This is a genomic window from Chryseobacterium sp. MIQD13, assembly GCF_050496705.1.
Lineage (GTDB): Bacteria > Bacteroidota > Bacteroidia > Flavobacteriales > Weeksellaceae > Chryseobacterium.
In genome coordinates, this window is the sequence record NZ_JBNWAF010000002.1 from 163622 (window position 1) to 189347 (window position 25726).

A 25726-nucleotide genomic window follows, 5' to 3' on the forward strand; every position below is an offset into this window, starting at 1 on the left:
CTATCATTTCTTCATATTCAATTATTTTTTGTGGTAAAAGCCCGCCGGAATTTCCGACGGGTTTTTCTATCTTTATAATATGTATAAAAGTTTCATAATCATTCTGTGCTTTCTTTTAATGTGTGCTCTCCCTGCCGGCTGTAAGGAGAAAAAAGTGACATTGGGTAAAAATATCAGCTTTGAAAAAGAAGAAAATATCCATTATGATAATGATGCTGAACAAGTGATGGATCTTTATATTCCTGAAAACAGAAACTCAATAAAAGGGATATTTGTAATAATTCATGGAGGAGGCTGGCGAGGCGGCGATAAATCCAATCTGACGTTTTTTACCCTTTCAATGATGAAAAGATTTCCTGATTATGTTTTTGCCAATATGAATTACAGGCTGGCGACTGAACATTCTTTTATTCTTCCCAACCAGACAACAGACATTGATAATGCTTTAGATGTATTGGTTAAAAAATCTGCGGAAATGAAATTTAAACCAGAATTTATTTTGCTTGGCAATAGTGCTGGCGCGCATTTATCTATGTTATATGGGTATAATCGTATTTTTGATGATAAGCACAGGACAAAAGTAAAAGCAATTGTAAATATTGTAGGACCCGCTGATTTAAGCAGTGCTGATTTCAGGAAATACTCCGATTATTCTTTTGTGGAAAAACATATGATTGATTCCTCAAAACCTACTCCAACAGACATTACCAGGTCAGATATTCCGAGTCCTGTTTTCTGGATTAATGAAACATCTCCACCCACGATCTCTTTTTATGGAAACAGCGATCAGGTCATTCCTTTATCTCAAATGAAAAAGCTGGATTCTGCTTTAGTTCAAAATAAAATAAAACATGAAACCTATGAATTCAATGGCGGCCATCTGGATTGGGATAAAACTCCACAAGACCAGTTCCTGATCAATAAAATTGACACTTTTTTAAAACAGCTGGACAAACAATAAACGCTTTGAAATTATCAAAGCGTTTATATAGTATTATTTTGAATGTTTTTATGGCCTCTATTCAGATTTTACAATCTCTGTTCTTTCTGAAATTCCGTTGGCATTGAAAGCTTCAATCTGAAAATAGTAAGAATCTGTTCTGTCAGCTCCTGTGAAGAAATACTCATTCTTTCCGTACACCATAATGCTACCGTATAATTTATCCGGAGATTTTCCCCAATAGATCACATATCCGTCAGCATCCTGATTCTGCTGCCATTTCATCCAGATGCTTCTTCTTTCGCCGTACTTTTTAGGATCAGCTCTTAAAGGAACAAATCCTTCCACTTTCTTAGGTTTTTCTCCCTCTCCTTTTCCAAATACCCTGAAACCACTCAATGCAAATTTTCCGGTAGGCATTTTAAGGTTTTCCATTTTCAGGAATCTTGCTTTGACAGATTTTTCAAGTTCTACATAATCGTGAGGAACATCCTTGGTATTTTTACTTTTATCTACAACAACGTTCCACTTCTTCCCGTCATTAGAACCATAAATTTTATACTGGTGCATTTTACCTAAAGTTTTACCCATGAATTCAACATCCTGGTCAGCATAATTGATCTGAATGGCATTGATGGTAGAAACCTCGCCAAGATCTGTCTGGAACCATTCTCCTGAGTTTCCTGTTTTTGCACTCCAATAGGTTTTAATATCTTCATCTACTGCCAAATTCGGCTGATAACCTCCTAAAGTGGAAGAAACCTGAACCGGTTTGTTATAATTCAGAAGCATCCAGCCCGCAAAAAGTCCTTTTGAGAAATCTTTTCCCTGTGCATACTGCGGAAGGAAAGTCGGATAGTCTCCATAAGCCGTATTGGTATACATTACATCATCTTTGTCAAATCCTGCCGGCCAGATTCCCAATCTTCTTTCAAAATTATTTTTGGTGGAAATAAAAATGGTTGAAACGTGCCACCAGTTTTTATAATTATCTTCAAAAGTAGCTCCGTGACCTGCTCCTCTTGCAAAACCTCCCGGTTTATAGGAAAAAGGATTGTGCTGCTGATATTCAAAACCTTCCAGAGGATTTTTGCTGACATATACTCCGTCTGAATATCCACTGAATTCTGTAGCCGGAGCTCCGTACTGCATATAATATTTCCCGTTGTGCTTTGTCATCCAGGCTCCTTCTACAAAAGGCTGCAGAAAAACGTTATCATTATATTCTCCAAATCTTTCCCAACCGTGATCTTCAGGTTTTAACTTAATGATAGGTTTTACAAAGCCTTCCGACTGAAGATTTTTAACTTTCACTTCAGTTCCCAGTAACGGCCATTCGTTACTTGATCCCCAATACAGATACAGCTTATTTTTATCCTCGTCATAATGGAATGCAGGGTCCCATGCACCAACTTTTAAAGTATCCACTGCAATTTTCCAGTCGTCTTTGGTAGGATTGGTACTTTTCCAGATTGGGAAATCCTGTTCCCATGTAGATCCGTAAACATAGAGAGTATCTTTCATCGCCCAAACTGCCGGAGCATTCAGGTCGTGGATGTATTTATTGTCTCTCAGGAATTTTCTTTTCACAAATTTCCAGTCCAGCATGTCATCACTATACCAGTATCCCTCCTGATTGGTAGAGAAAAGGAATAACTTATTTTTGAAATTAACGATCACAGGATCAGCCGTAGCACGATGTTTCCCCTGTTTTGAGAATACTTCAAAAGGCGTATAACCATAATCAATATTAATGGGATTACAGAATGTTTTCTGCTGGGCGCCAACGAATATTCCCAACAAAACAGCGAATGGTAAAAAGTACTGCTGTATCTTCATAGTTTTTTGCTTAAGGAACAAATTTAGGTAACTTTTTTTGTTTTTGTCTCAATTTGAGCTAATGAATCAGATCAAAAAAATCCGGCCTTGTAACAAGGCCGGAAAATATTTCAAATAAATTTTATTAAATAATTATTTTTTGGGAAGGAAAACCTCAGCAAGCATACATCTGGCACTTCCTCCACCATTTACCTCAATGGTATTCAGATCGGAATAAATGATTTCACAATGTTTTTCTATGGCAGCAACCTGCTCAGATGACAATGACTGGTAAGCCGTTTGGCTCATCACCAAAAATTTCTGACCGTCCTTATTCTGCACCTGAAGCATATTTCCGGCAAACTGCTGCATCTGCTCTTCTGAAATTTCAATGATCTCTTTTCCTGAGTTTTTAATCGTTTCAGTCACTTTTTCTCTTTCCAGCTCATCATCGATGCAATCCAGACAAATCACTACAAATTTATCTGCAACACACATCATAACGTTGGTATGGTAAATCGGAAGTCTTTCTGTTCCTACGGTCTGGTAAGAATGGAAAACTATTGGTTTAAATCCGTATTTTTCACAAAACTCTCTGAATAAATTTTCATCAAGTCTTAAAGAAACGGAACCATAAGCGATTTTATTGTCGTGGTCAAAGATCATACTACCCGTTCCTTCCAGAAAATGCCCCTGAGTTTCAGAAAATGACCAGTCATCAATTTCAGCTACTTCAAAGCCCTGGTTTTCGATACTTTCAATAATATCCTCTCTTCTTTCCACTCTTCTGTTTGAAGCGAACATAGGATATAAAACAACTTTTCCGTCTTTGTGAAAACTTACCCAGTTATTCGGGAAAATGGAATCCGGTGTGTGAGGATCCAAAGTATCTTTTATGGTAATAACATTCACTCCTTTACTTCTCAGCTTTCCAACGAAGGTGTTGAATTCTGCCAAAGCTTTGGACTGAACGTCTGAATCTTTCTGTTCCACCTGAAAGTAATTGTTTTCAGCTGTTTCTGCATTGTACCCGAATGCAATCGGCTCTATCATTAATACTGTATCTGTTGTCTGCATTGTTTCTAAGTTTGAGTGATTAGGGTTTGAGAGTCAGAGAGTTTTAGTGTAATAGTGTCATGAATTATCTTCTTGTTTGTTTTCCGAAGAGAATGAGCACCATTTTTTAGACTGACTAATCATAATGACTAACATCCCTATGATTTGATTATATTGGTTATATAAATTATTAAATTCTTCTTCGCTAATATAATTGCAAGCAAGTGCAAACTGAAGCCAAGTCTGCGTTTCTCTTGCTTCACCTTCAGAATCAGTTAACTTAGCAATAAAAGATTTTTCATATTTTCTTTTACCCCAAGCTTCACTGATATTAGCTGAAACCGATCTTGATGATCTTCTAATTTGATCTGTAAGAGAATAGAGTTCTTCTTTGGGAAAGGATTTTGAGAATTCGTAAATAAGCATAGCCGTCTCAAAAGATTTTTGAAAAACTTTTAAATCCTGATGAAATTTAATTGATGGCATATGTATAATTTATTTAATCAAATATAAACACTCTCATACTCCCCACTCTAAAACTCTAAAACACCCCTACTCTCTCACCAAAGGCATGGTAGAGCATCTTAAAAGCCCGCCCATTTTTGAAATTTCTCTGTAAGGGATTTCTTCCACAGTCATTCCCCACTCGTTTCTCAGGTGGTTATTCATTCTTGTAAAGGCTTTGTCTGACACCACAACTTCAGGAGAAATAGAGAAAATATTCGGGAACATCTCAAACATTTCTTCATCATTAAGGTGGAAACAGTTTTCTTCACCAAAAATATCAATTATCAGTCGATAATCACTTTCATCTACAAACCCATTTTTATAAATAAGGCACTTATCTTTTCCTACCGGATTGAATGTACAGTCGAGATGTAAAATTCCTTCAAACGGAACCCTGTCATTTTTCTTGAGTTCCAGGTCGATAATTCTTTTCTTAGGAAAATATTCTTTTAAAATTTCGATGGCATATTCGTTGGTTCTTGCAGTTTTATAGTTTCTGTAATCTTCACTGAAACATGTTCCGATAAAAAGGAAATCGTCCCATACGATTACGTCGCCGCCTTCAATATGAGCAGTTTCGGGAAGATTGATGATTTTTCTCCACGCTACTTTTTCAAAAACTTTTTTATAAGCGTCCTGCTCATCAGCCCTGTCTGCAATTACGTTTGAAATGATCATTTTATCATCAATCACAAAAGCTACATCTCTTGAAAAAACCTGGTTGTAGTCTTTGATGATGCTTGGGCGAAGTACTTCTACATCATATTTCTTCAATACTGCCTCAAAAGCATTCATTTCGTTGATAATATCCTCTTCTTTGGGATACATATTGTGTTCGATGGAGTAATATGACTTGGCGTCATAGCTCTCCTCTAATGTGGGAACTGCTCCCATTGAATTAGGCTGGCCTAGAACAACTGATTTCAGCCTGCCCGTTTCGTTTTTAATGTTTAGTCTCATAAAGATTTATGCAATACTACAAATATAAGTAAAGGTCTCTATCTGGAAAACTTTTGATTTGTTTTATGCATCAAATTTGATTTTAATACTGCTTATTTTTAACCTGCTGTATTATATTTCAGTAGAAAATTTCATTTTTTTGAATATATCTTCACTTTGCATTTTCCATATTAATTATCTACAACTGACTATTTTTCATCTATATAAGAAATAAAAAAATATTACATCGCATAAAATAAATTCATATCTTAGTGATATAATTTCAATAGAATTATAAATTAAAACTTAATTATTAACACCAAAAAATCAAAATCATGAACAAGAAAAATTCTATGCTGAAAAATGCAAAAAAATTAGGTAGAGATGAGCAAAAATCAATTGTAGGAAGTGGTATCATCAGAGAAAGATACTGTTGCGAATGGGATGAGAACGGAAAATGCTATATCTGGACATGCGGAAACTGTGTTTGTCCTTAATAGAAGAATTAACCTGCTTTTAATAAGCAGGTTTTCTTTTATCTGGCCCTGTTTTCTTCTTCCGTTTTCTGAAGTTCTTTGCCTTGATATTTTGAACTTCCAAAGCTGTATCCTACTGAAAGAATCAGGCGACTGCTGTCCCACCAATGGGTAAAACGGTTATCCATAATCTGTTTATGCCTGAACTCCAAGCGCTGATCGTAGGAATCAAAAATATTATTATAGCTTATCTTTGTATTCAATGTATTGTTAAACCATGATTTCTGTACAGATAGATCGACTGTATATCTTGGCTTTATAATGTACAGGCTGTTTCCGGTTTTGGATTCATAATTCGCAAAGAGATTAACAGTATATCCTTTTGGTAATGAGAAAACCTGATTCACTCTCAGTTCATAATTATATATTTTCAAAGCAAAAACTTCACCCAGATACGGTCTGAATTCATCGTTGTAGTACCCTGCAATCTGTGTAGTGATATTCCACCATTTAGTTATTTTCACAGGGAAACTGGTCTCTACAGAGGCAAATTTTCGGTAAGGCAGGTTGGTTCCAAGATATTCCAGTACATTGGTCTCTGGATTGTAAATCGGATAGCGGGTCATCACATCTTTTTCTTTTCCTACTATAAAACTGGTAACCCAATTCTTATAACGGTATGTAAGCTTGATCTGGCTGGTGAAAGAAGGTTGCAGATAAGGATTTCCGATCCAATAGTTCAACGGACTGAAATAAAACCTGAACGGGTTGAGCTGTGAAAACACGGGCCGTGTTATCTTTCTGCTGTACGAAAGTGACAGTTCATTGGATTTATTAAAAGCATATGCTGTACTGAAAGAAGGCAGCCATTCCAGATAATTTCTTGACACCACAGAATCTTTAGTAACTGCATCCGAGATACTTTCCGTATTCTCAAGTCTCAGTCCTGCATTGACCTGCAGTTTTCCAAATTTTTGCCTGTACGAAATGTAGCCTGCCCATATTTTCTCTTTGTACGAAAACATATTGCTTCGCTCAGGATCAAATACAAAACTGTTATTTACAGACAAAGTATCGTACCTGATATTATTATTGGTATCAGAACGGCTATATTTCATTCCGGTTTCGATGTCTGCATTTCCTATCTTTTGGGAAATATCAATTTGAGCAGTCTGAATATCAATTTTATTAAGTAAGTCCGATTTCCAGTAGGACAAAAGTTGAGATGTGGGCTTATCCTTATTAATAAAATCATCTGTCTGGATATTTTTGACAGAAAGATAATTTCCTAAAAAACTCAGTTTAAAACCTTTATTCTGAAATGAATAATCTGCGGTTATTCCATAATTTTCCTGAGAATAATATGTAGGATTTTCACTTTCTGTATTAAAGATCAGCTGGGATTCATCTTTATTCGTGGTATAAAGTGAGCCTGAACGAAACCGGTCATTACTTCTGAAATTCCCCCTTAAATTGATGCTCACTCTATTTTTATCATTGACCCTGAAATCTGCTCCTGCCTGAATACTGTACATTTTTCCTTCATCTTCCTGGTAGGTACTTGTACGCATGACATTAGTATTGGCAAGTTTCTGTAAAGCATTATACCGATAAATAGAAATACCGTTATTATAGCTTGCTTGCAGGCTGTACGCTGTTTTCTCTGTGTTATAAGAAAGGTTTAAGGAATTTTCTCTGTAGCTGAACTTATTAGCATATACATTTCCGTTGTAATTTCCTTTCCAGCCAAGATTCCCGTTTCTTTTCAGTTTTATATCAATAATTCCTTTAAACTCTGCATCGTATTTTGAAGAAGGATTGGCATTTACTTCTATCGATTCTACCGTTTCCGGCGGTAATGAACGAAGATAAGCCTGCAGTTCCTGACTGCTCATAGTAACAGGTTTTCCATCAATAAACACTGCGGGGGTAATTCTTCCTCCCATCAGAATACTGCCTTCCTGATCTATGGAAATGCCCGGAGTCTTCCTTAAAACCTCAAGAAGATTAGCTGATGTTTTAAAGTCTTTATTTCCTGAAACACCCATAACAATATTTCCCCCATTGAGCCTGATATTTCTGGCCGCTGAGCGGATTACTACTTCGGAGATATTTTCTGCTACAGGTTTCAATTCAATCAAAGAAAGGTCTTCAATTTTATTAAATTCCTTTTTTTCATATCCTTTTTTCTGAACCACCCAATAAGAATCTGCAGCTATATTATTTAGCCTGAAGAGACCGGAGGAATCTGTCAATTTTTTTTGAATGACACTCTGGTCTGATTTATTTAACTGGGAAACTTCAGCTTGAAAAACAGCCATTTTCGTTTCCGAATCCTCAACTTTCCCCTGTACGGTTTTCTGAGCTTTTCCGAAGAGGGAGAGAAATACAAGCAGCAGAAAAATCCATAATTTGATATTCATAAATTCTAAATTTTATGAAATCAAAAGTAATGGCGTGTATAAAAAATAAGGTTTTGAAGTTTAAATTCCGCAGTACGAAATTATAATTCTGAACTCTGAAACCTGGCTTCAGGAGGAACTTGTGATTGTTTATATAAAAGAGGTGTCGTATTTTTTATTTTTTTAAATGTGGAAAAGAAAGTAGACTTAGAGTTAAAACCAACTTCATAGCCAATCTCTTCAATCTTAAGGAAGGAGCCGTTTTCTATTTTTTCACAGGCTTCACTGATCCTGTATTCATTGATGTAAGTGGAAAAGCTTTTACCCAGATTATCATTCAACAACTGGGAAAGCTGATGGGCAGACATATTCATCTTTATGGCCAGATCGCTTAATTTCAGATTTGGATTTTTGTATAATTCTTCGGATATCATCAATCTCTCAAGCTTTGAAACAAAACTGTCTGCAAGTTCTTCTGAAATTTTTTTATTGGTGTATTTAGGGATCTCTTTTACAGCATCCGGATTCCCTTTTTTACTGAACAAAATTAAAAAGTTGGCATACAGCACAAATGAAAACACAAGACTTCCTCCTGCACAGTAAATCTGGACCCAGCCTGTAGAAATCAACTGATACACCAAAAAAATAATCACATTGCTGATAAGTACCGGGAGAATAAACTGATTGGGGTTCCTGGTCGTCTGCTTTGATAAAATATAATACTGATACCCAGCAAACAAGACAAATACTGACCAAACAGTATAAATAAATGTCCCGAAATATCTGTCCCAGGTAACCGGAAAGAAGAGATAAAGTAATCCAACTGCTCCAAGTACCAATGTCAGGACACCAAAAGACATTCTGCATTGTTTTAGATCAAATTCTTCCTTCAAAAATGATGATCTGATATAGTAATATAAAGCCGGTCCCGTAAAAAATAATGCTGACATTCCAAGGTGCGGAATAATTCTCGGCCAGTCCGGATAGAAATAGATGCAGACAGAAATCCCTACTCTTATACTGAGTGTGAATAAAAGAAGCCCCAGAAAGAAGTCAGGAATATATTTAAGTTTTTTGACAAACAACAAGTAAATTCCAAGCAACAACCCATTAAAGGCCCCTACTGCACTGAAAAAAAATAACATCTGCTGTCCGAAAGTCATTGTATTTGTTTTTGTTTTTAATTATAGATTATGAAATCTATTGATAGCTATCTACTTATGAGAGTAAATTTAATAAAATTATCAATTCCAACTTTATAAAAAAGACAATAGCTTAAAATAAAAAATCCCAAAGCAAGCTTTGGGATTTTGATTATAATAAGAACAGTGATTATCTGTTTGCAATATCAATGTAATCTCTTTTCTGAGCACCTTGGTAAACCTGTCTTGGTCTTCCGATAGGATCTCCTTTCAGTCTCATTTCTTTCCACTGAGAAATCCATCCCGGTAGTCTTCCTAATGCAAACATTACAGTGAACATTTCTGTAGGAATTCCTAAAGCTCTGTAGATAATACCTGAATAGAAATCTACGTTTGGATATAGTTTTCTTTCTACGAAGTATTCATCTTCAAGAGCTACTCTTTCCAACTGCATTGCAATATCAAGGGCTTTATCCTGGATTCCTAATGCGTTAAGGATATCATCCGCTGCTTTCTTAATGATTTTTGCTCTTGGATCAAAGTTTTTATATACTCTGTGTCCGAAGCCCATTAAACGGAAGCTGTCGTTTTTATCTTTTGCTTTAGCAACCCACTTATTCACGTCTCCTCCGTCCTGATCAATTAATTCAAGCATTTCGATTACAGCCTGGTTTGCACCTCCGTGAAGAGGGCCCCAAAGTGCAGAAACACCTGCAGAAATAGAAGCGAAAAGACCTGTATGAGCAGAACCTACCATTCTTACAGTAGAAGTAGAACAGTTTTGTTCGTGGTCAGCGTGAAGGATTAATAATTTATCCAAAGCATCTACAATTACCGGATTTACTTCAAATTCCTCATTTGGTAATCTGAATGCCATTTTGTAGAAGTTTTCTACATAGTTCAGGCTGTTATCTCCGTGATTAAGCGGAAGACCCTGAGTTTTTCTGTAGGTCCATGCGCAAAGATGAGAGAATTTGGCAATCATCAATTCTGCAGCATGATCCATTTCTTCTTTAGAGTTTACGTTAACTGCTTTCGGGTTGAAGGCTGTCAAAGCGGAAGTTAAAGAAGATAAAACTCCCATAGGGTGGGCAGAACGAGGGAAAACATCGATGATTTTTTTCATCTCGTCTGCTATAAAGTTATATTTTTTAATGTTGTTGTTGAAAGAACCGAATTGTTCTTGAGTAGGCAGTTCACCATGTAGTAAAAGGTACATTACTTCTGTGAAGTTAGATTTCTCAGCAATCTGCTCGATTGGATAACCTCTGTAGAATAATTCTCCTTTATCTCCATCTAAGTAAGTGATGTCGCTAATAGTAGCTCCGGTGTTTTTGTAACCTAAATCCAGAGTGATCAAACCTGTCTGGTCTCTTAATTTTGAAATATCAATTCCTCTGTCTCCGATAGTACTATCCACGATTGGATATTCATATGAATTACCGTCGTAATTCAATATTACTTTGTTGTCTGACATTTATTTATTTTTTTTCTAAATATACTACTTATTACAAAATACGGCAAACAAAAATTATCGCTTGCCGTTATTTATAAATTCAATTATCTTTTAATTTTAAATGCATCCAGACCTGGGAAAAATGCAGTATCACCCAGTGCTTCTTCAATTCTTAAAAGCTGGTTGTATTTTGCCATTCTGTCTGATCTTGAAGCAGATCCTGTTTTGATCTGTCCGCAGTTCATTGCTACAGCTAAGTCAGCAATTGTAGAATCTTCAGTTTCTCCTGATCTGTGAGACATTACTGAAGTAAATCTGTTGTTCTGGGCCATTTGTACGGCATCCATAGTTTCAGAAAGAGAACCGATCTGATTTACTTTTACAAGGATTGAGTTGGCAATACCTTCTTTTACTCCTCTTGAAAGTCTTTCTACATTGGTTACGAATAAATCGTCTCCTACAAGCTGAACTCTATCTCCAATTTTATCGGTAAGCATTTTCCAACCTTCCCAGTCGTTTTCCTGCATACCGTCTTCGATAGAGATAATAGGATACTTAGCTGCCAATTCTGCAAGGTAAGAAACCTGCTCGCTGCTGGAGAACTGAGCTGCATCAGGAGTCTGGAATTTTCTGTAGTCGTAAATCCCGTCTTTATAGAATTCAGAAGCTGCACAGTCAAGAGCAAGCATGATATCGTCGCCTGGCTTGTAACCTGCTTTTTCGATTGCCTGAAGCAATGTATCCAAAGCATCTTCAGTTCCTTTGAAAGTAGGTGCAAAACCTCCCTCGTCTCCTACTGCTGTAGAAAGACCTCTTGAATGAAGAATAGATTTAAGGTTGTGGAAAATTTCAGTTCCTTTTCTCAATGCATGAGAGAAAGAGTCTGCTTTTACCGGCATGATCATAAATTCCTGAAATGCAATAGGAGCATCTGAGTGAGATCCACCGTTGATTACATTCATCATAGGAACAGGAAGTGTATTAGCATTAACACCACCTACATATTTATATAGAGGCATTCTCAATTCAGCAGCAGCAGCTCTTGCTACAGCCAAAGAAACACCTAAGATTGCATTGGCACCAAGATTTCCTTTGTTCGGAGTTCCATCCAGATCAATCATTACCTGATCGATAAAGTTTTGTTCAAAAACCGGCTGTCCGATTAGGTTTTCTGCAATTACTTCTTTTACATTTTCAACAGCTTTCAGGACCCCTTTACCCATAAAATCTGAACCACCGTCACGTAATTCCACTGCCTCATGTTCACCTGTAGATGCCCCTGAAGGTACAGCAGCACGTCCCATGGCTCCGCTTTCTGTAAATACATCCACTTCAATGGTAGGATTACCTCTTGAATCCAAAATTTGTCTCGCTTCTATAAAAGAAATTGCACTCATATTTTTTTAGTTTTAAAACCATCCGCAAGCGCTTCAAGTTGTTTATTATTAATGTATATTGATTACAAATTTAATGAAAAAACTCACCTGATGAAAAAAGTGAGCTTTAATATTTGGTAATAATTCAAAAAAACTCCAATCAATATTTGATTGGAGAATGAATATAAAAAATTAGAATTAATTTTATCTGTTTCTAAAATCTTTCGGAAGGTTTTCCAGTTTTTCAAGATCAAGCTCTAACAAGGTGTTTCCATTATCCAAAATGGCTCCTATAGTAAATGCACCATAGGCAGGAATTTTGTATTCCACTTCTTTTTTCCCATATCCGTCGAGATGTATTATTGATTTTGCAAAGGAGTTGTGCAGGAATAAATAAACATCACTATTCAAATCACCTTCTGCAGCAGAAACTTTTATGGTTAAATTCAGAAAACCCGGAAGGATATATGGGTTGGTGTCTGCTGTAAGTGTTTTCCCGTTTACACTACTCTTTCCTCCGAATCTGTCCTTCTGCGGATCGTTAGAGTGAATAATCGGAGGTAATTCCGAAAGCAATAATTTACTCTGGTCCAAAGCATTTACCGAACTCTTCATCGCACTACCCTCTGCTGCATCCTGAAGCTGGAAAACTTCACTTACCTTGTAATTATTGGTGGCAACTGTATTTTCCTTTTTCAAATCTTTGTTCTGTTTACTCAGCTCCTGTTTCTCGGTCTCTATTTTGTTCATATATTCTTTACTGATCACCCTTGACATCAGTAAATCTATAAATCTCATTCCGGCACATGCAGCAAGAAGGCAGTAAGCAGTCCAGATAAGATAATCTGAAGCAACATCTTTTTCTTTATCTTGGCCCGATTTTCCCTCTGCAGCCTTTGGAAGAGTGTTAACAGATGTTGAGTCTTTCCTTGGTGCTGCAGCCTGTAGTGAATCTTTTTTCATGGAAGTCGTTACAGCTGTTTTGGGACTTACACTTTCTATTGGTTTTTTATTTTTTGGTGACGGTTCTTTTGAAAGGTGAATATCTTCAAGAAGTCTGCTTTCTGCAAATTTGAGAAAAAGGGGTACCAACACAGTAGCAGCCAGACCAAAAAGTATACATACTGATAATGATCTCAGTTTTTTTATAATCCCATTTTCTTTTTGCTCATTAGCCTCTGAAAAATAATTAACGGCTCCGCCAAAGATACCGGTCGCAAACATAATGATAGCAATATAATAAAGTGACATGGTTATTAGTTTTAATGGTTATTTATTGAAGTATCTTAAAGTCTTGACCATTCCGGCCATCTCTGAAAGAAATAATCTCTTACCCTTACAGCTTTATTGGGGCAGCCTCCATAGCCGTGAACACCTACTACTAAACGCCCCGGCGAATTGATATAAACAGGGCTTCCACTTTGTCCTCCTGCTGTATCCAGCATATACTGTAATTTATAATCCGTCACCTGGGTAGGTGCTCCTGCATTAAACCATTGTTTTCCATTTGGTTTATCCGCAGGATAGCCTGAATTATTTAAAATAGTAGAAGATTTCAGTTCTGAGTAGCCAAAGTACCCGCCAACCCTGTTAAAAAGTGTATTATCCGGAAGAATAACAGCTCCCTGATCAAAATCAGAATTATTATCATTTACCCAACCTTCAACACTTCTGAAAGACGTGCTGATTTGTGATCCAAACGGGGCATTTACTCCATCCTGTCCCGGGACAACCTGAATGGAACGAGCCCATCCTCCTTCGTCTCTCATAAACACGCAATGCCCGCTGGTAATAATACATCTCTGATTAATAAAGAAACCGGTACCCACATATTTCGCACCAGTATTTGCTGTAATAATCAAACTGCAAATATATCTGTAAGGTACATTTTGAGTATTGATTAATACTCTGTCATCATTTCCACAAACCGTTTCCGGCAAAGAAAGGCTTGAATTAATATGCTGGAGATTCATAACATCCTCCGGAAGTTCTTCAAACCATTCCATATTTCGCAGTTTAAATCCCTGCACTTCTTCAAGGGTATTTGTATCAAGTCCATTAACCTGACTAAAAGATGATGGCAAAGTTGTATTTTCAAACTCTGCTAATTCCCCTGTGTTTGATACTGAAAAAAATTTATTGTCCATTGTAGTTAGTTTTTAAAATTCTTAAGTCTATAGTTATCTGATTATTTTCACTTAAAGAAAGCTTAATTCCATTTCATGTTTTTTTGTTACATCAAATTTCTGCTTAAAGAAGAAGCTTGTCAATTACCCAAAAGGGTGATTATAATAACAAAACAGCACCACTTATAGTGATGCCGTCTGTATAGAATTGGTTACTTTTTTTATACTGTAATCTGGAAGAGAACTTCTGTTCCTTTCTCTGCAGATGAAATATCACATACCCCATTTTGCTCCTGCATTCTTCTTTTCATATTCCGTAAACCGTTTCCTTCAGAATGCTTTTCCGGAATTCCAATACCATTATCGGAAATTTTCATAGTAAATACATCTTTTTCCTGTAAGAACGAAAGCTTCAATGTATTGGCCTGACTATGCTTATAAGCATTATTAACAGCTTCTTTTAAACATAAAAACATATTTCGCCTCTGTTCTGTAGAAATTGGTGTTTCCGATACTATGTCTTCACTTTCCGACCAGAGTTTGATTTTTGTTTTTTTCAGAAAGTTATCTGTATATTGAACAGCATAATCTATAAAGCTCCCCAAAGTATCATTTCCGGAATTTAGGCTCCAGAGCATTTCGCGCATGGAAAGGTTCATTTCTTCTGAGGTTTTCAGAAGCTCGTCAATATCATTTTGTAAATCTCCGTCTTCCGCTTTTTGTTTTAAGAATTCTGCCTGAAGTTTTAAGGCTGAAATACCTGCTCCGAGATCATCGTGCATATCGTGGGATATTCTTTCACGTTCCTGTTCGAGTAATTTCTGTTTTTCGAGCTCTTTTTGGAGGAGCTGGTTTTGATGCTCTGCTTGCTGGAGTTGTTTTTCTTTTAAATATAAAAGTTGTCTCTTATTATACATCAGAACCACAAAAACAATAAAGCAAACAAAAAGCATCATTATTGAAATTGCAATAATGTAGGCTAATTTTATATCATCTTGAATATGAGTCATAATTTCATTTGCTTTTCATATTTTATTAATGAGATATAAAACATAATATACATCCCTATATTAATGATATTCTGTCCTATTTTTAAAAACCTAAGAAATTCGCTGTCATTTTTGGCAAAGAAAAACATTGGTGTAACTCTAAAAATAAAGAAACAGCTCCACATCAATAAACCGGTAGAGATCCAAAAAGTGGGATCGTCTGTCATTTTATTTTCATCAAAAAAAGAAATTTTCTGATAAAACCACAGCATAGAATTCATGATATAAAATAATGTAATTAATATCCCTATCCGTTTATCAAAATCGTTATCGGAAAAATTTGTGAAAAGAAAAATATATCCTAATGACAAAACAGCAGACAATAAGGAAATCTTCTGCAAAATATTTTTAAAAACAAAGGAATAGAATAAATAAAAAAATACTACACAGAATATAAAATACAGATTGTATTGAAGACCTACTTTTACATTGGAATTGATCTGATCCCGTATAAATGCCGTCCATTCATTGGCAAAAGTTATCAGAAGATATATAAAAATATAATTTTGGGCAGGAAAAGAATATTTCCTACCCAAATAAAAGGATTTTATTAAAAGAAAAAATAATACAATTTTGTAAATAATCCCTATTAACATAAGTTTATGGTTTTAAATCTCCTGCATCGTAATAAAAATTAATAATGTCATTTGGAATAGCTTTTTTTACGGCAGTTTCATCAAAATTGGTTTTTACAGCAAATGAAATTCGAGATTCCCTGTTTTTAAGATAGTCTACCTTAGTTCCATCTTTTCTAATGAAATCTTTAAAAAGAATATAATCAAACTGTAAGTCGTGAATTTTATACCCTAAGCCTTCAATTAATTTTGCAAGCGTAAAATAATTATTAATATCATCAACTTTGTAAAGAATCATATCACACGGATCATTTTTACTGACAGTATCAACCAGTACACCTTTAAAATTATCAAATTCTTTCTTTTTGGTCTCAAATTCAGCAGAATTTAATATAAACTTGTTTCCTGATAAAATATAAAGTATATCATTTTTATATTGTAAACCATTGTTATCAGATATGGCCAATCCTAAAGTTAAAGACTTATCAGCATTTAAAAGAAAGTAAAATTTTGCATATTCTTTTTTGTCTTGATTTACAATTTTTCCAAAATCATAATAATCCAGATTAACTTCAGGTTTAGAATTAAGCCCAAGTAGCTTAAAGTTGTCTTTACCTTTTTCTACTTCTTCGTCAGTAATTCTAAACAAAAACTCGGGACGCAATTTTGTTTGAGTAGCTGTTACATTATTTTCATCATTCACAGTTTGCGGCTCTGTTTTCTTTTTACAGCTGGAAACTGATAAAAATATGATCAAACACCCCAATAATTGTTTTTTTAAAATTGTTCTCATACTTAATTAGTTTTTAAAATGGTTAAATTTATTTATAGCTTCTACTTTATTGCTAACATGTAGCTTTCTGTAGATGTTTCCTACATGTTTTTTCACGGTATCAATACTGATGAATTTCTTATCGGCAATTTCTTTATACAAAAGCCCTTGTGAAAGAAGCTCAAGAATTTCCTTTTCACGTTCTGTGAGTTCATCAAAATCTTTAATTTCAGGAAGTTTTTTTTCGAAGTGACTCAAAACTCTTCGGGCAATGGACAGGCTCATAGGAGCTCCGCCATTGTAAACATCCCGGATGGAAGAGAGGATCTTATCCATACTTTCTCCTTTGATAAGATATCCCATAGCACCGGCTTTTAAAGAATTAAAGATTTTCTCATCATCTTCGAAGCTGGTACACATAATAAACTGTGTATTGGGCATTTCTTTTCTGAGTTTTTCAATGATTTCAATACCCAGCATATCCTGTAACTGGATATCCATCATCACTACATCCGGAGAAATATCAGGGAGGTTTTTCAAAGCATCATTCCCATCAAAGAACTGGGCAGCTACCTTCATGTCATCCTGATAATTGATGACTTTCTTCAACGCATTGTTGTAGTTCTTTTCGTCTTCTACTATGGCTATGGAAATGCTCATTGTTTTTTGTTTAAGACAAATTTCAGCAGAAAACAAGACGAAGTCAATTACACTTTTGTGTAATTTAGGGGCTTGAGTTCAGGGTTATTGGTTTGTTTTTTGTTTCTATTAATTTACTTAAATTTCTGTTACAATAAAACAACAATTAATTCCTATACATTAAAAAATAAATATCATGAGAAAGAGCCTTTTAATCGCAATTTCAGCTGTGTCATTACTATTAACCAGCTGCAAAAAAAGTGAAAGCGGGAACAAAAGCGTTATCAAAACTGACAGTTCAGAAACTGTAATTACAGATAATAATGGAAAAATTGATTCTGTAACCCAAAGTTCTTCCACTACTGAAGTGAATGGCCAGAAGACAGAAAAAACAGATTTTGTTTATAAAGCTACAGACGGATCATTAGTAAAAGTTGTATTCAAAAATGACCCTAAGGAAAGTAATGTTGCCATCACAAGCAATAAAAAAACATTTACACTCCCTAAAACAGAAACAAAAGATGGTGAAATTATTTATAAAAAAGATGATATGACTGCAAGAGTAAAAGGGGACAGTCTTCATCTGGAACAGGGGAATAATGTGATTGAACTGAAGAGAACAAAAATTTAACTGCAATTTGGATTTCGGAATGACAAAAAATAGTTATCCTCACAAAATCCTGAAAAATAAAAAAGCCATCCAAAATCTGGATGGCTTTTCATTTATATCTGAATGAATATTATTCTTCAGTTTTTTCTTCAGCAGAGTCAGCTGCTTCAGCCTTAGGCTCTGCAACTTTCTCTTCTGCTTTTGGAGCTTCAGCTACTACAGCTTCAGCCTTTTTAGCAGTTGTAGATCTTCTGCTTCTTCTCGTAGCTTTTTTCTCCTCTGCATTCGGGTTGTAAAGCTCGTTGAAATCTACTAGTTCGATAAGAGCAGTATCAGCAGCATCACCTGGTCTGAATCCTGTCTTGATGATTCTTGTATAACCACCGTTTCTTTCAGCGATTTTAGGAGCTACAGTTCTGAATAATTCAGCAACCGCAAATTTATTTTGAAGGTAAGAGAATACTACTCTTCTGTTGTGTGTAGTATCTTCTTTTGCTTTTGTTAATAGAGGCTCAACATATACTCTTAAAGCTTTAGCTTTAGCTACAGTAGTGTTGATTCTTTTATGCTCAATTAGAGAACAAGCCATATTAGAAAGTAAAGCACTTCTGTGAGAAGCTGTTCTTCCTAAGTGATTGAATTTTTTACCGTGTCTCATTATTAATTATTTATCAGCGTCTAACTTATATTTTGCAACGTCGAAACCGAAGTTAAGACCTTTTGAATGCACTAATTCTTCTAGTTCTGTCAAAGATTTTTTACCAAAATTTCTGAATTTCATCAAATCAGACTTACTGTAAGAAACAAGTTCTCCAAGAGTTTCTACTTCAGCTGCTTTCAGACAGTTAAGGGCTCTTACAGAAAGATCCATATCTGCTAATTTAGACTTAAGTAATTGTCTTGTGTGAAGAGTTTCCTCGTCATATTGGATAGATGCTTTTACAGCTTCTGTTTCAAGAGTGATTCTCTCATCAGAGAACAACATGAAGTGATAAATTAATATCTTAGAAGCTTCTGTTAAAGCATTTTGAGGACTGATGGAACCATCAGTTTCTATATCTAATACAAGTTTTTCGTAGTCTGTTTTTTGCTCTACACGATAATTTTCAATGCTATACTGTACTTTCTTGATAGGTGTAAAAATAGAGTCAATAGCAATAGTACCTACAGGTGCATTGTTTGACTTATTTTGTTCTGAAGGAACATACCCTCTACCCTTTTCAATATTGAAAGTGATCTCGAAAGTTACATCACTGTTTAGGTTGCAGATCAAAAGATCCGGGTTAAGCACCTCAAATCCGTTGATAGACTTACCTAAATCACCAGCAGTAATAACCGTCTGACCTGAAACTTTAGCAACTACCTGCTCATTGGCCTGGCCTTCTGCTGAAGCTTTTAATCTTACCTGCTTAAGGTTAAGAATAATTTCAGTAACGTCTTCGATTACTCCTGGAATAGTTGAAAATTCGTGCTCTACACCTTCTATTTTGATAGATGAAATAGCGTATCCTTCCAGAGAAGAAAGCAACACTCTTCTCAAAGCATTACCGATTGTAAGCCCGAAACCTGGTTCTAATGGTCTGAATTCGAATTGACCTTTAAATTCATCAGAGTTAAGTAAAATTACTTTATCGGGTTTTATGAATTGTAAAATTGCCATATTATTGGGTTGAGCAAAAATTTGATTAAAAAATTATTTAGAGTAAAGTTCGACGATAAGCTGTTCCTTGATGTCTTCCGGAATTTGGATTCTTTCAGGAGCAGATACGAAAGTACCTTCTTTTTTCTCATCGTTGAATTGTAACCACTCATAGTTTGCTTTAGAAGCTAACGCATCAGAAACAACTTCAAGAGATTTAGATTTTTCTCTTACAGCGATTACATCACCTGCTTTTACTAAATAAGAAGGAATGTTAAGGATCTCACCGTTCACAGTGATGTGTCTGTGAGAAGTTAACTGTCTTGCTGCAGATCTTGTTTTAGCGAAACCTAATCTGTATACAACGTTATCCAATCTTGATTCACAAAGCTGTAATAGAACTTCACCTGTTACACCTTTACTTCTGTGTGCTTTTTCGAATAGATTAGCAAACTGTCTTTCTAAAATACCGTAAGTATATTTAGCTTTTTGTTTTTCAGCTAGCTGAACTGCATATTCTGATTTTTTAGCACCTCTTCTTTTGTTAGGACCGTGTTGTCCTGGCGGTTGGTTTTTTCTTTTCTCGAAGTTTTTGTCATCTCCGTAGATTGCAGCACCAAACTTTCTAGCAATCTTAGTTTTAGGTCCAATATATCTTGCCATAATGGGTAAATTCTAAAAATTAAACTCTTCTTCTTTTTGGTGGTCTACAACCGTTGTGTGGCATTGGAGTCACATCAACGATTTCGCTAACTTCAATTCCTGAATTGTGGATAGTTCTGATAGCAGATTCTCTACCTGCACCTGGACCTTTCACATACACCTTTACTCTTCTTAAACCAGCTTCGTGAGCTACAGCAGAGCAATTTTCAGCTGCCATTTGAGCAGCAAATGGAGTATTCTTTTTAGAACCTCTGAAACCCATTTTACCGGCAGACGCCCAAGAGATAACTTCTCCGTTTTTATTTGTTAAAGAAATGATGATGTTATTGAAAGAAGCCTGAATATGCGCTTCACCAATAGCTTCAACTTTTACTTTTCTTTTTTTAACTACTTTAGTTTGTTTTGCCATAATTCCTAACGATTATTTACTTGCCTTTTTCTTGTTAGCAACAGTTTTTCTCTTTCCTTTACGGGTTCTAGAGTTGTTTTTCGTTCTCTGGCCTCTTAAAGGTAGTCCTAGTCTGTGACGTATTCCTCGTTGGCATCCTATGTCCATCAATCTCTTGATGTTCAATTGCACTTCAGATCTCAATTCTCCTTCTACTTTTACGTTTTCAGAGATATATGTTCTGATTGCAGCCAATTCATCGTCATTCCATTCGTTGACTTTCTTGTCTTCGCTGATACCGGCAGCTTTAAGGATTTCGGAAGAAGTACTTCTTCCAACTCCGTAGATGTAAGTTAAACCGATAACACCTCTTTTGTTTTTTGGTAAATCAATACCTGCAATTCTCGCCATAATTTAATGTTAGCCTTGTCTTTGTTTAAATTTTGGGTTCTTCTTGTTGATTACGAATAGTACACCTTTTCTGCGTACAATCTTGCAATCAGCACTTCTTTTTTTAATTGATGCTCTAACTTTCATTTTGATAGTATTTATTTTTCAACAAGAGCCAAACGGAACATACATTCCATTTGGCATTTGTTTTAATATCTAAATGTGATTCTCCCTTTTGTTAAATCATAGGGAGACATTTCTAGTTTTACCTTGTCTCCAGGTAAAAGTTTAATATAATGCATTCTCATTTTACCGGAAATATGAGCAATAAGTATATGCCCATTCTCCAGCTCTACACGGAACTGGGCGTTCGAAAGTGCTTCCGTTATAACGCCGTCTTGTTCAATATGTTTTTGTTTTGCCATAAATTAATATCCAGTCGTTCTTGACAATTTAGACTGCATTAAGCCATCATAGTGATGGTTCAGCAGATATGTATTAATCTGTTGAACTGTATCTAAAATTACGCCCACCATAATCAACAATGATGTTCCCCCGAAAAATAGGGCAAACGCGTCTGTCTGAACAAAGCTTCCATGCACTATTGCTGGAAGGACTGCAAAGATAGACAAAAATATTGCACCTGGCAAGGTAATTTTTGATAAAATATCATCTAAATAGTCAGCTGTTTCTTTACCGGGTCTTACTTTCGGTACTAAACCTCCATTTCTCTTCAAATCATCAGCCATTTGGTTTACCGGAATAGTAATTGCAGTATAGAAGAATGAGAAGATAATAATTAATAGCGCGAACAATACATTGTACTGCCAGCTAAAAACATTCTTGAAACCTGCAAGAAAAGTATTGGACTCATCGAATTTCGTTAATAGTCCTGGTACGAACATCAATGCCTGAGCAAAGATAATCGGCATTACACCAGCAGCATTTACTTTCAATGGGATCCATTGTCTTGCTCCCTGCATAAGATTTCTGTTTACACCTCCTCTTGCTTGAGCTCTGCTTACATACTGAATTGGAATTTTTCTTACAGCTACAGATAATACTACAGCTAAAAGAACTACCAGCATCCAGAATATTACTTCAATAAGGATCATGATAGATCCCATTCCTCCTTTTCCGTTCTGCACTGCCATTTCCTGTACGAATGCTTCAGGTAATCTTGAAAGGATCCCCACCATAATAAGGATAGAGATACCGTTCCCGATACCTTTGTCGGTGATTTTCTCACCTAACCACATTGCGAATACTGAACCGGCAACCAAGATTACAATACTTGGCAACCAGAACATGATGGAATTCGGCTCTACATAATATGCAGATGAGAACTGAGCATACGGTAAGAATAATTGAGTAATAGAAGTTAAATAAGAAGGGGCCTGTACTAAACAAACTCCGATAGTTAACCATCTCGTAATTTGATTCAATGTATTTCTACCTGACTCTCCATCCTTCTGAAGTTTCTGAAGATAAGGAATAGCCATCCCCATCAACTGAACAATAATAGAAGCAGAAATATAAGGCATGATTCCCAACGCCATTACGGAAGCGTGGCTGAAAGCTCCTCCCGTAAACGACGAAAGCAAGCCAAGGAGGCCTGCTCCTTGCTTGTTACCGCCTTGATTTTTATAATGCTCTAAGAGATCTCCCACCTCTGCAAGGTTAATTGCGGGAAGTGAGATATAAGATGCGAATCTATACACAAGGATAATACCTAACGTAAAGAGAATTTTATCTCTTAATTCCTTTAGGCTCCAAATATTTTTAAGGGTTTGTATAAATTCTTTCATTAGTAAGTATTATAAGGTAATTGCTTTTCCACCTGCTTTAGCAATAAGCTCTTCAGCAGATTTAGTGAACTTGTCAGCAGAGATTGAAACCGCAGATTTCAATTCTCCTCTACCCATAATTTTCACTAATTCATTTTTAGAAACTAAACCGTTTTCTACTAAAACTTCTTTCGTGATATCTCCAGTGATGGATTTGTTCTCGATTAAAGTCTGGATAGTATCAAGGTTTACTCCTCTAAACTCTTTTCTGTTTACGTTTTTGAATCCGAATTTAGGTAATCTCCTTTGTAAAGGCATCTGTCCACCTTCGAAACCGATTTTCTGAGAATAACCAGCTCTAGCTTTCTGACCTTTGTGACCTTTCGTAGCAGTACCTCCTTTTCCTGTACCTTGTCCTCTACCAATTCTTTTTGAATTGAAAGTAGAACCTGCAGCAGGCTTTATGTTGTTTAAATTCATTTTAAAATTATTTTAAAAATTATTTTTGAACTTCAAGTAAGTGACTAACTGCAGCTATCATCCCTAAAATGGAAGGTGTAGCTTCGTGCTCTACAACTTGGTGAAGTTTCTTAAATCCTAATGCTTCAAGCGTTCTCTTTTGGGTTTTTGTTCTTCCAATAGCGCTTCTTACTTGCTTTACTTTAATTGTTGCCATTGTTCTAATATTAACCGTTAAACACTTTACTTAGAGAAACTCCTCTCATTCTAGCGATCTCTTCAGGTCTTCTGATATCCAATAACGCTTTGAAAGTAGCTTTCACCACGTTGTGAGGGTTAGAAGATCCTTTAGATTTTGAAAGGATATCATGGATTCCAGCAGATTCAAGTACCGCTCTTACCGCACCACCGGCGATAAGTCCTGTACCGTGAGAAGCAGGTCTTAAGAAGATATCTGCACCACCGTATCTAGCAGTAGTCTGATGAGGAATAGTGTGGTTCATTACAGGAACTTTCACAAGGTTTTTCTTAGCATCTTCAACAGCTTTAGCAATTGCAGAAGCTACTTCTTTAGATTTTCCAAGACCGTGACCGATTACTCCGTCTTCGTTCCCTACTACAACAATAGCAGAAAATCCGAAAGCTCTACCTCCTTTGGTTACTTTTGTTACTCTGTTAACAGCTACGAGACGATCTTTTAATTCTAATCCTCCCGGTTTTACTCTTTCTATATTATCTAGTCCTAACATATTTTCCGAAATTTTTATGATTAGAATTTAAGTCCTCCTTCTCTAGCACCGTCAGCAAGAGCTTTCACTCTACCGTGGTACACGAATCCGTTTCTGTCAAATACAATACTTTCGATTCCTGCAGCCTTAGCTTTGGCAGCGATAGCTTTACCAACAGCAGCAGAAACTTCAGTCTTAGTACCATTAGCGTCTACACCTTTCTCTCTTGAAGAAGCTGAGGCTAAAGTTGTACCATTTTTATCATCGATTAACTGAGCGTAAATTTCCTTATTACTTTTATATACAGATAATCTTGGCAATTCAGAAGATCCAGAGATTTTCCCTCTTACTCTTCTTTTGATTCTTATTCTTTTTTCTAATTTACTTAATGCCATAATACTTATAATTTATTAAGCAGATTTACCAGCTTTACGTCTAACAATTTCTCCTACGAATCTTACACCTTTTCCTTTGTATGGTTCAGGCTTTCTGAAAGAACGGATCTTTGCAGCTACCATTCCTAGAAGTTGGTTGTCGTGAGACGTTAAAGTAATAATTGGGTTTTTACCTTTTTCAGTCAATGTATCTACTTTTACTTCACCTGGAAGTTCTAATACGATACCGTGAGAGAATCCTAAAGCTAACTCAAGTTTTTGACCTGTGTGTGAAGCTCTGTATCCTACTCCTACTAGTTCTAGTTTCTTTTCGAAACCTGCATTAACACCAGTGATCATGTTATTGATCAACGCTCTGTAAAGACCGTGAAGTGCTTTGTGTTGTTTAGAATCAGATGGTCTGTTAACGTTAAGTTCGCCATCTTTCTGTTCTAAAGTAATACCTGCTGTAAGTTCCTGAGAAAGTTCTCCTTTAGGTCCTTTTACAGTTACAACACTGTTATTTTCAGTGATCGTAACTCCAGCTGGAATTGTTATAATTGCTTTACCAATTCTTGACATTTTCCTCTGATTAAAAATTAATAAACATAGCAGATTACTTCACCGCCTACTTTCTCTTCTCTAGCTTTCTTGTCAGTCATTACTCCTTTAGAAGTAGAGATAACAGCTATACCCAAACCGTTCAGTACTCTTGGAAGTTCTTCAGAACCTTTGTACTGTCTTAAACCTGGTCTAGAAGCTCTCTGGATAGATTTAATAGCCGGTTTGTTAGTTTGCTTGTCATACTTTAAAGCGATTTTGATCGTACCTTGAACAGCGTTATCTTCAAACTTAAAGTTTAAGATGTACCCTTGATCAAATAAGATCTTAGTAATCTCCTTTTTGATTTTCGATGCAGGAATTTCCACCACTTTGTGGCCTGCGCTTTGTGCGTTCCTTACTCTTGTTAGGAAATCTGAAATTGGATCTGTTACCATTTTTCTTTTATAAATTATTGGTTAAAGAACAATCAGTTTTGCAAAGACTTGAAGAGTAAAATATCAGACTTCAGAATTTCTTAGGTCTGATATTTTTATCTTTAGTATCTGAACAACTTAACTGTTCCGATTAATTAGTAATTATTACCAACTGGCTTTTCTTACTCCCGGGATAAGACCGTTGTTTGCCATTTCTCTGAAAGTTACTCTGGAAATTCCGAACGTTCTCATGTATCCTCTAGGTCTACCTGTTAGTTTACATCTGTTGTGTAATCTTACAGGAGAAGCATTTTTAGGTAATTTCTGAAGTCCTTCATAATCACCAGCTTCTTTTAAAGCTTTTCTTTTGTCAGCGTATTTAGCAACTAGTGCTTCTCTTTTGCGCTCACGCGCTTTCATTGATTCTTTAGCCATTTC

32 protein-coding genes are annotated in these 25726 nt (G+C 35.8%); 3 read left to right on the forward strand and 29 right to left on the reverse strand.

Annotation, left to right across the window (positions count from 1 at the left end; genetic code table 11):
• Positions 1–79: 79 nt before the first annotated feature.
• The gene (locus ACQWU4_RS07810; RefSeq protein ID WP_429935223.1) at positions 80–961 is read left to right on the forward strand and encodes an alpha/beta hydrolase fold domain-containing protein; all 882 of its coding nucleotides are present in this window, start codon (positions 80–82) and stop codon (positions 959–961) included.
• A 57-nt stretch (positions 962–1018) separates the two neighbouring features.
• Here ACQWU4_RS07810 and ACQWU4_RS07815 read toward each other — a convergent pair whose 3' ends face one another.
• From ACQWU4_RS07815 to ACQWU4_RS07830, 4 genes are all read right to left on the reverse strand, one after another.
• Entirely contained in the window at positions 1019–2779 is a 1761-nt protein-coding gene (locus ACQWU4_RS07815) for a discoidin domain-containing protein (protein WP_429935224.1), read from the reverse strand.
• A 132-nt stretch (positions 2780–2911) separates the two neighbouring features.
• Entirely contained in the window at positions 2912–3835 is a 924-nt protein-coding gene (gene ctlX / locus ACQWU4_RS07820; protein ID WP_429935225.1) for a citrulline utilization hydrolase CtlX, read from the reverse strand.
• Positions 3836–3892: 57 nt separating this feature from the next.
• Positions 3893–4300 carry a four helix bundle protein gene (locus tag ACQWU4_RS07825; RefSeq protein WP_429935226.1) on the reverse strand — a complete coding sequence of 136 codons (408 nt, stop codon included), beginning with the start codon at positions 4298–4300 and terminating at the stop codon, positions 3893–3895.
• Between the two features lie 66 nt (positions 4301–4366).
• Positions 4367–5281 (reverse strand): dimethylarginine dimethylaminohydrolase family protein, encoded by a 915-nt coding sequence (locus ACQWU4_RS07830; protein ID WP_429935227.1) that lies wholly within the window; start codon positions 5279–5281, stop codon positions 4367–4369.
• Positions 5282–5595: 314 nt separating this feature from the next.
• Here ACQWU4_RS07830 and ACQWU4_RS07835 point away from each other — a divergent pair, with 314 nt between their 5' ends.
• Complete coding sequence (locus ACQWU4_RS07835) at positions 5596–5757, forward strand: hypothetical protein (RefSeq protein WP_429935228.1); 162 nt, start codon at positions 5596–5598, stop codon at positions 5755–5757.
• 38 nt (positions 5758–5795) lie between these two features.
• Here ACQWU4_RS07835 and ACQWU4_RS07840 read toward each other — a convergent pair whose 3' ends face one another.
• The 10 genes from ACQWU4_RS07840 to ACQWU4_RS07885 form a co-directional block, all read right to left on the reverse strand.
• Positions 5796–8159 (reverse strand): TonB-dependent receptor domain-containing protein, encoded by a 2364-nt coding sequence (locus tag ACQWU4_RS07840; RefSeq protein ID WP_429935229.1) that lies wholly within the window; start codon positions 8157–8159, stop codon positions 5796–5798.
• An 80-nt stretch (positions 8160–8239) separates the two neighbouring features.
• Positions 8240–9301 (reverse strand): helix-turn-helix domain-containing protein, encoded by a 1062-nt coding sequence (locus ACQWU4_RS07845; RefSeq protein WP_429935230.1) that lies wholly within the window; start codon positions 9299–9301, stop codon positions 8240–8242.
• A 169-nt stretch (positions 9302–9470) separates the two neighbouring features.
• Positions 9471–10757: a citrate synthase gene (locus ACQWU4_RS07850; RefSeq protein WP_429935231.1), complete on the reverse strand. Its 1287-nt coding sequence runs from the start codon at positions 10755–10757 to the stop codon at positions 9471–9473.
• Positions 10758–10840: 83 nt separating this feature from the next.
• Positions 10841–12133 carry a phosphopyruvate hydratase gene (eno, locus tag ACQWU4_RS07855; protein ID WP_429935232.1) on the reverse strand — a complete coding sequence of 431 codons (1293 nt, stop codon included), beginning with the start codon at positions 12131–12133 and terminating at the stop codon, positions 10841–10843.
• A 183-nt stretch (positions 12134–12316) separates the two neighbouring features.
• Positions 12317–13363 carry a YEATS-associated helix-containing protein gene (locus ACQWU4_RS07860; protein WP_429935233.1) on the reverse strand — a complete coding sequence of 349 codons (1047 nt, stop codon included), beginning with the start codon at positions 13361–13363 and terminating at the stop codon, positions 12317–12319.
• Between the two features lie 35 nt (positions 13364–13398).
• Positions 13399–14259, reverse strand: a complete 861-nt coding sequence (locus tag ACQWU4_RS07865; protein WP_429935234.1) for a trypsin-like serine peptidase — start codon at positions 14257–14259, stop codon at positions 13399–13401.
• A gap of 200 nt (positions 14260–14459) precedes the next feature.
• Positions 14460–15248, reverse strand: a complete 789-nt coding sequence (locus ACQWU4_RS07870) for a sensor histidine kinase (RefSeq protein WP_429935235.1) — start codon at positions 15246–15248, stop codon at positions 14460–14462.
• The gene (locus ACQWU4_RS07875; RefSeq protein WP_429935236.1) at positions 15245–15823 is read right to left on the reverse strand and encodes a hypothetical protein; all 579 of its coding nucleotides are present in this window, start codon (positions 15821–15823) and stop codon (positions 15245–15247) included. The genes ACQWU4_RS07870 and ACQWU4_RS07875 overlap by 4 nt, the downstream gene beginning before the upstream one ends.
• A gap of 64 nt (positions 15824–15887) precedes the next feature.
• The gene (locus ACQWU4_RS07880; protein ID WP_429935237.1) at positions 15888–16565 is read right to left on the reverse strand and encodes a hypothetical protein; all 678 of its coding nucleotides are present in this window, start codon (positions 16563–16565) and stop codon (positions 15888–15890) included.
• 96 nt (positions 16566–16661) lie between these two features.
• Complete coding sequence (locus tag ACQWU4_RS07885) at positions 16662–17294, reverse strand: response regulator (RefSeq protein ID WP_429935238.1); 633 nt, start codon at positions 17292–17294, stop codon at positions 16662–16664.
• A gap of 175 nt (positions 17295–17469) precedes the next feature.
• Between ACQWU4_RS07885 and ACQWU4_RS07890 the strand changes: the two genes are divergently transcribed.
• A complete protein-coding gene (locus ACQWU4_RS07890) occupies positions 17470–17904 on the forward strand; it encodes a hypothetical protein (RefSeq protein WP_429935239.1) in 435 nt (144 codons plus the stop codon).
• Positions 17905–18013: 109 nt separating this feature from the next.
• Here ACQWU4_RS07890 and rplQ read toward each other — a convergent pair whose 3' ends face one another.
• The 15 genes from rplQ to rpsN all read right to left on the reverse strand — a co-directional run bounded on the left by rplQ (position 18014) and on the right by rpsN (position 25723).
• Entirely contained in the window at positions 18014–18541 is a 528-nt protein-coding gene (gene rplQ, locus ACQWU4_RS07895; RefSeq protein WP_429935240.1) for a 50S ribosomal protein L17, read from the reverse strand.
• A 6-nt stretch (positions 18542–18547) separates the two neighbouring features.
• Positions 18548–19543 (reverse strand): DNA-directed RNA polymerase subunit alpha, encoded by a 996-nt coding sequence (locus tag ACQWU4_RS07900; protein ID WP_040993543.1) that lies wholly within the window; start codon positions 19541–19543, stop codon positions 18548–18550.
• Positions 19544–19576: 33 nt separating this feature from the next.
• The gene (gene rpsD, locus ACQWU4_RS07905; protein WP_062650895.1) at positions 19577–20185 is read right to left on the reverse strand and encodes a 30S ribosomal protein S4; all 609 of its coding nucleotides are present in this window, start codon (positions 20183–20185) and stop codon (positions 19577–19579) included.
• A gap of 19 nt (positions 20186–20204) precedes the next feature.
• On the reverse strand, positions 20205–20594 hold the full coding sequence (rpsK, locus tag ACQWU4_RS07910) for a 30S ribosomal protein S11 (RefSeq protein WP_040993541.1): 390 nt from the start codon (positions 20592–20594) through the stop codon (positions 20205–20207).
• Between the two features lie 12 nt (positions 20595–20606).
• A complete protein-coding gene (gene rpsM, locus ACQWU4_RS07915; RefSeq protein ID WP_002983260.1) occupies positions 20607–20984 on the reverse strand; it encodes a 30S ribosomal protein S13 in 378 nt (125 codons plus the stop codon).
• Positions 20985–20993: 9 nt separating this feature from the next.
• A complete protein-coding gene (rpmJ, locus tag ACQWU4_RS07920) occupies positions 20994–21110 on the reverse strand; it encodes a 50S ribosomal protein L36 (protein WP_007839480.1) in 117 nt (38 codons plus the stop codon).
• A gap of 62 nt (positions 21111–21172) precedes the next feature.
• A complete protein-coding gene (gene infA, locus ACQWU4_RS07925; RefSeq protein WP_034684855.1) occupies positions 21173–21388 on the reverse strand; it encodes a translation initiation factor IF-1 in 216 nt (71 codons plus the stop codon).
• Positions 21389–21391: 3 nt separating this feature from the next.
• Positions 21392–22771 (reverse strand): preprotein translocase subunit SecY, encoded by a 1380-nt coding sequence (gene secY, locus ACQWU4_RS07930; RefSeq protein WP_034725974.1) that lies wholly within the window; start codon positions 22769–22771, stop codon positions 21392–21394.
• 9 nt (positions 22772–22780) lie between these two features.
• Positions 22781–23230: a 50S ribosomal protein L15 gene (rplO, locus tag ACQWU4_RS07935; RefSeq protein WP_040993538.1), complete on the reverse strand. Its 450-nt coding sequence runs from the start codon at positions 23228–23230 to the stop codon at positions 22781–22783.
• A 19-nt stretch (positions 23231–23249) separates the two neighbouring features.
• Positions 23250–23426, reverse strand: coding sequence for a 50S ribosomal protein L30 (rpmD, locus tag ACQWU4_RS07940; protein ID WP_007839493.1), 177 nt, complete (start codon positions 23424–23426; stop codon positions 23250–23252).
• Positions 23427–23436: 10 nt separating this feature from the next.
• On the reverse strand, positions 23437–23958 hold the full coding sequence (rpsE, locus tag ACQWU4_RS07945) for a 30S ribosomal protein S5 (protein ID WP_034703137.1): 522 nt from the start codon (positions 23956–23958) through the stop codon (positions 23437–23439).
• Positions 23959–23978: 20 nt separating this feature from the next.
• On the reverse strand, positions 23979–24332 hold the full coding sequence (gene rplR / locus ACQWU4_RS07950) for a 50S ribosomal protein L18 (RefSeq protein ID WP_429935241.1): 354 nt from the start codon (positions 24330–24332) through the stop codon (positions 23979–23981).
• 15 nt (positions 24333–24347) lie between these two features.
• On the reverse strand, positions 24348–24893 hold the full coding sequence (rplF, locus tag ACQWU4_RS07955; protein WP_429935242.1) for a 50S ribosomal protein L6: 546 nt from the start codon (positions 24891–24893) through the stop codon (positions 24348–24350).
• 17 nt (positions 24894–24910) lie between these two features.
• Entirely contained in the window at positions 24911–25309 is a 399-nt protein-coding gene (rpsH, locus tag ACQWU4_RS07960; protein WP_429935243.1) for a 30S ribosomal protein S8, read from the reverse strand.
• 144 nt (positions 25310–25453) lie between these two features.
• Positions 25454–25723, reverse strand: a complete 270-nt coding sequence (gene rpsN / locus ACQWU4_RS07965) for a 30S ribosomal protein S14 (protein WP_047376574.1) — start codon at positions 25721–25723, stop codon at positions 25454–25456.
• Positions 25724–25726: the final 3 nt, after the last annotated feature.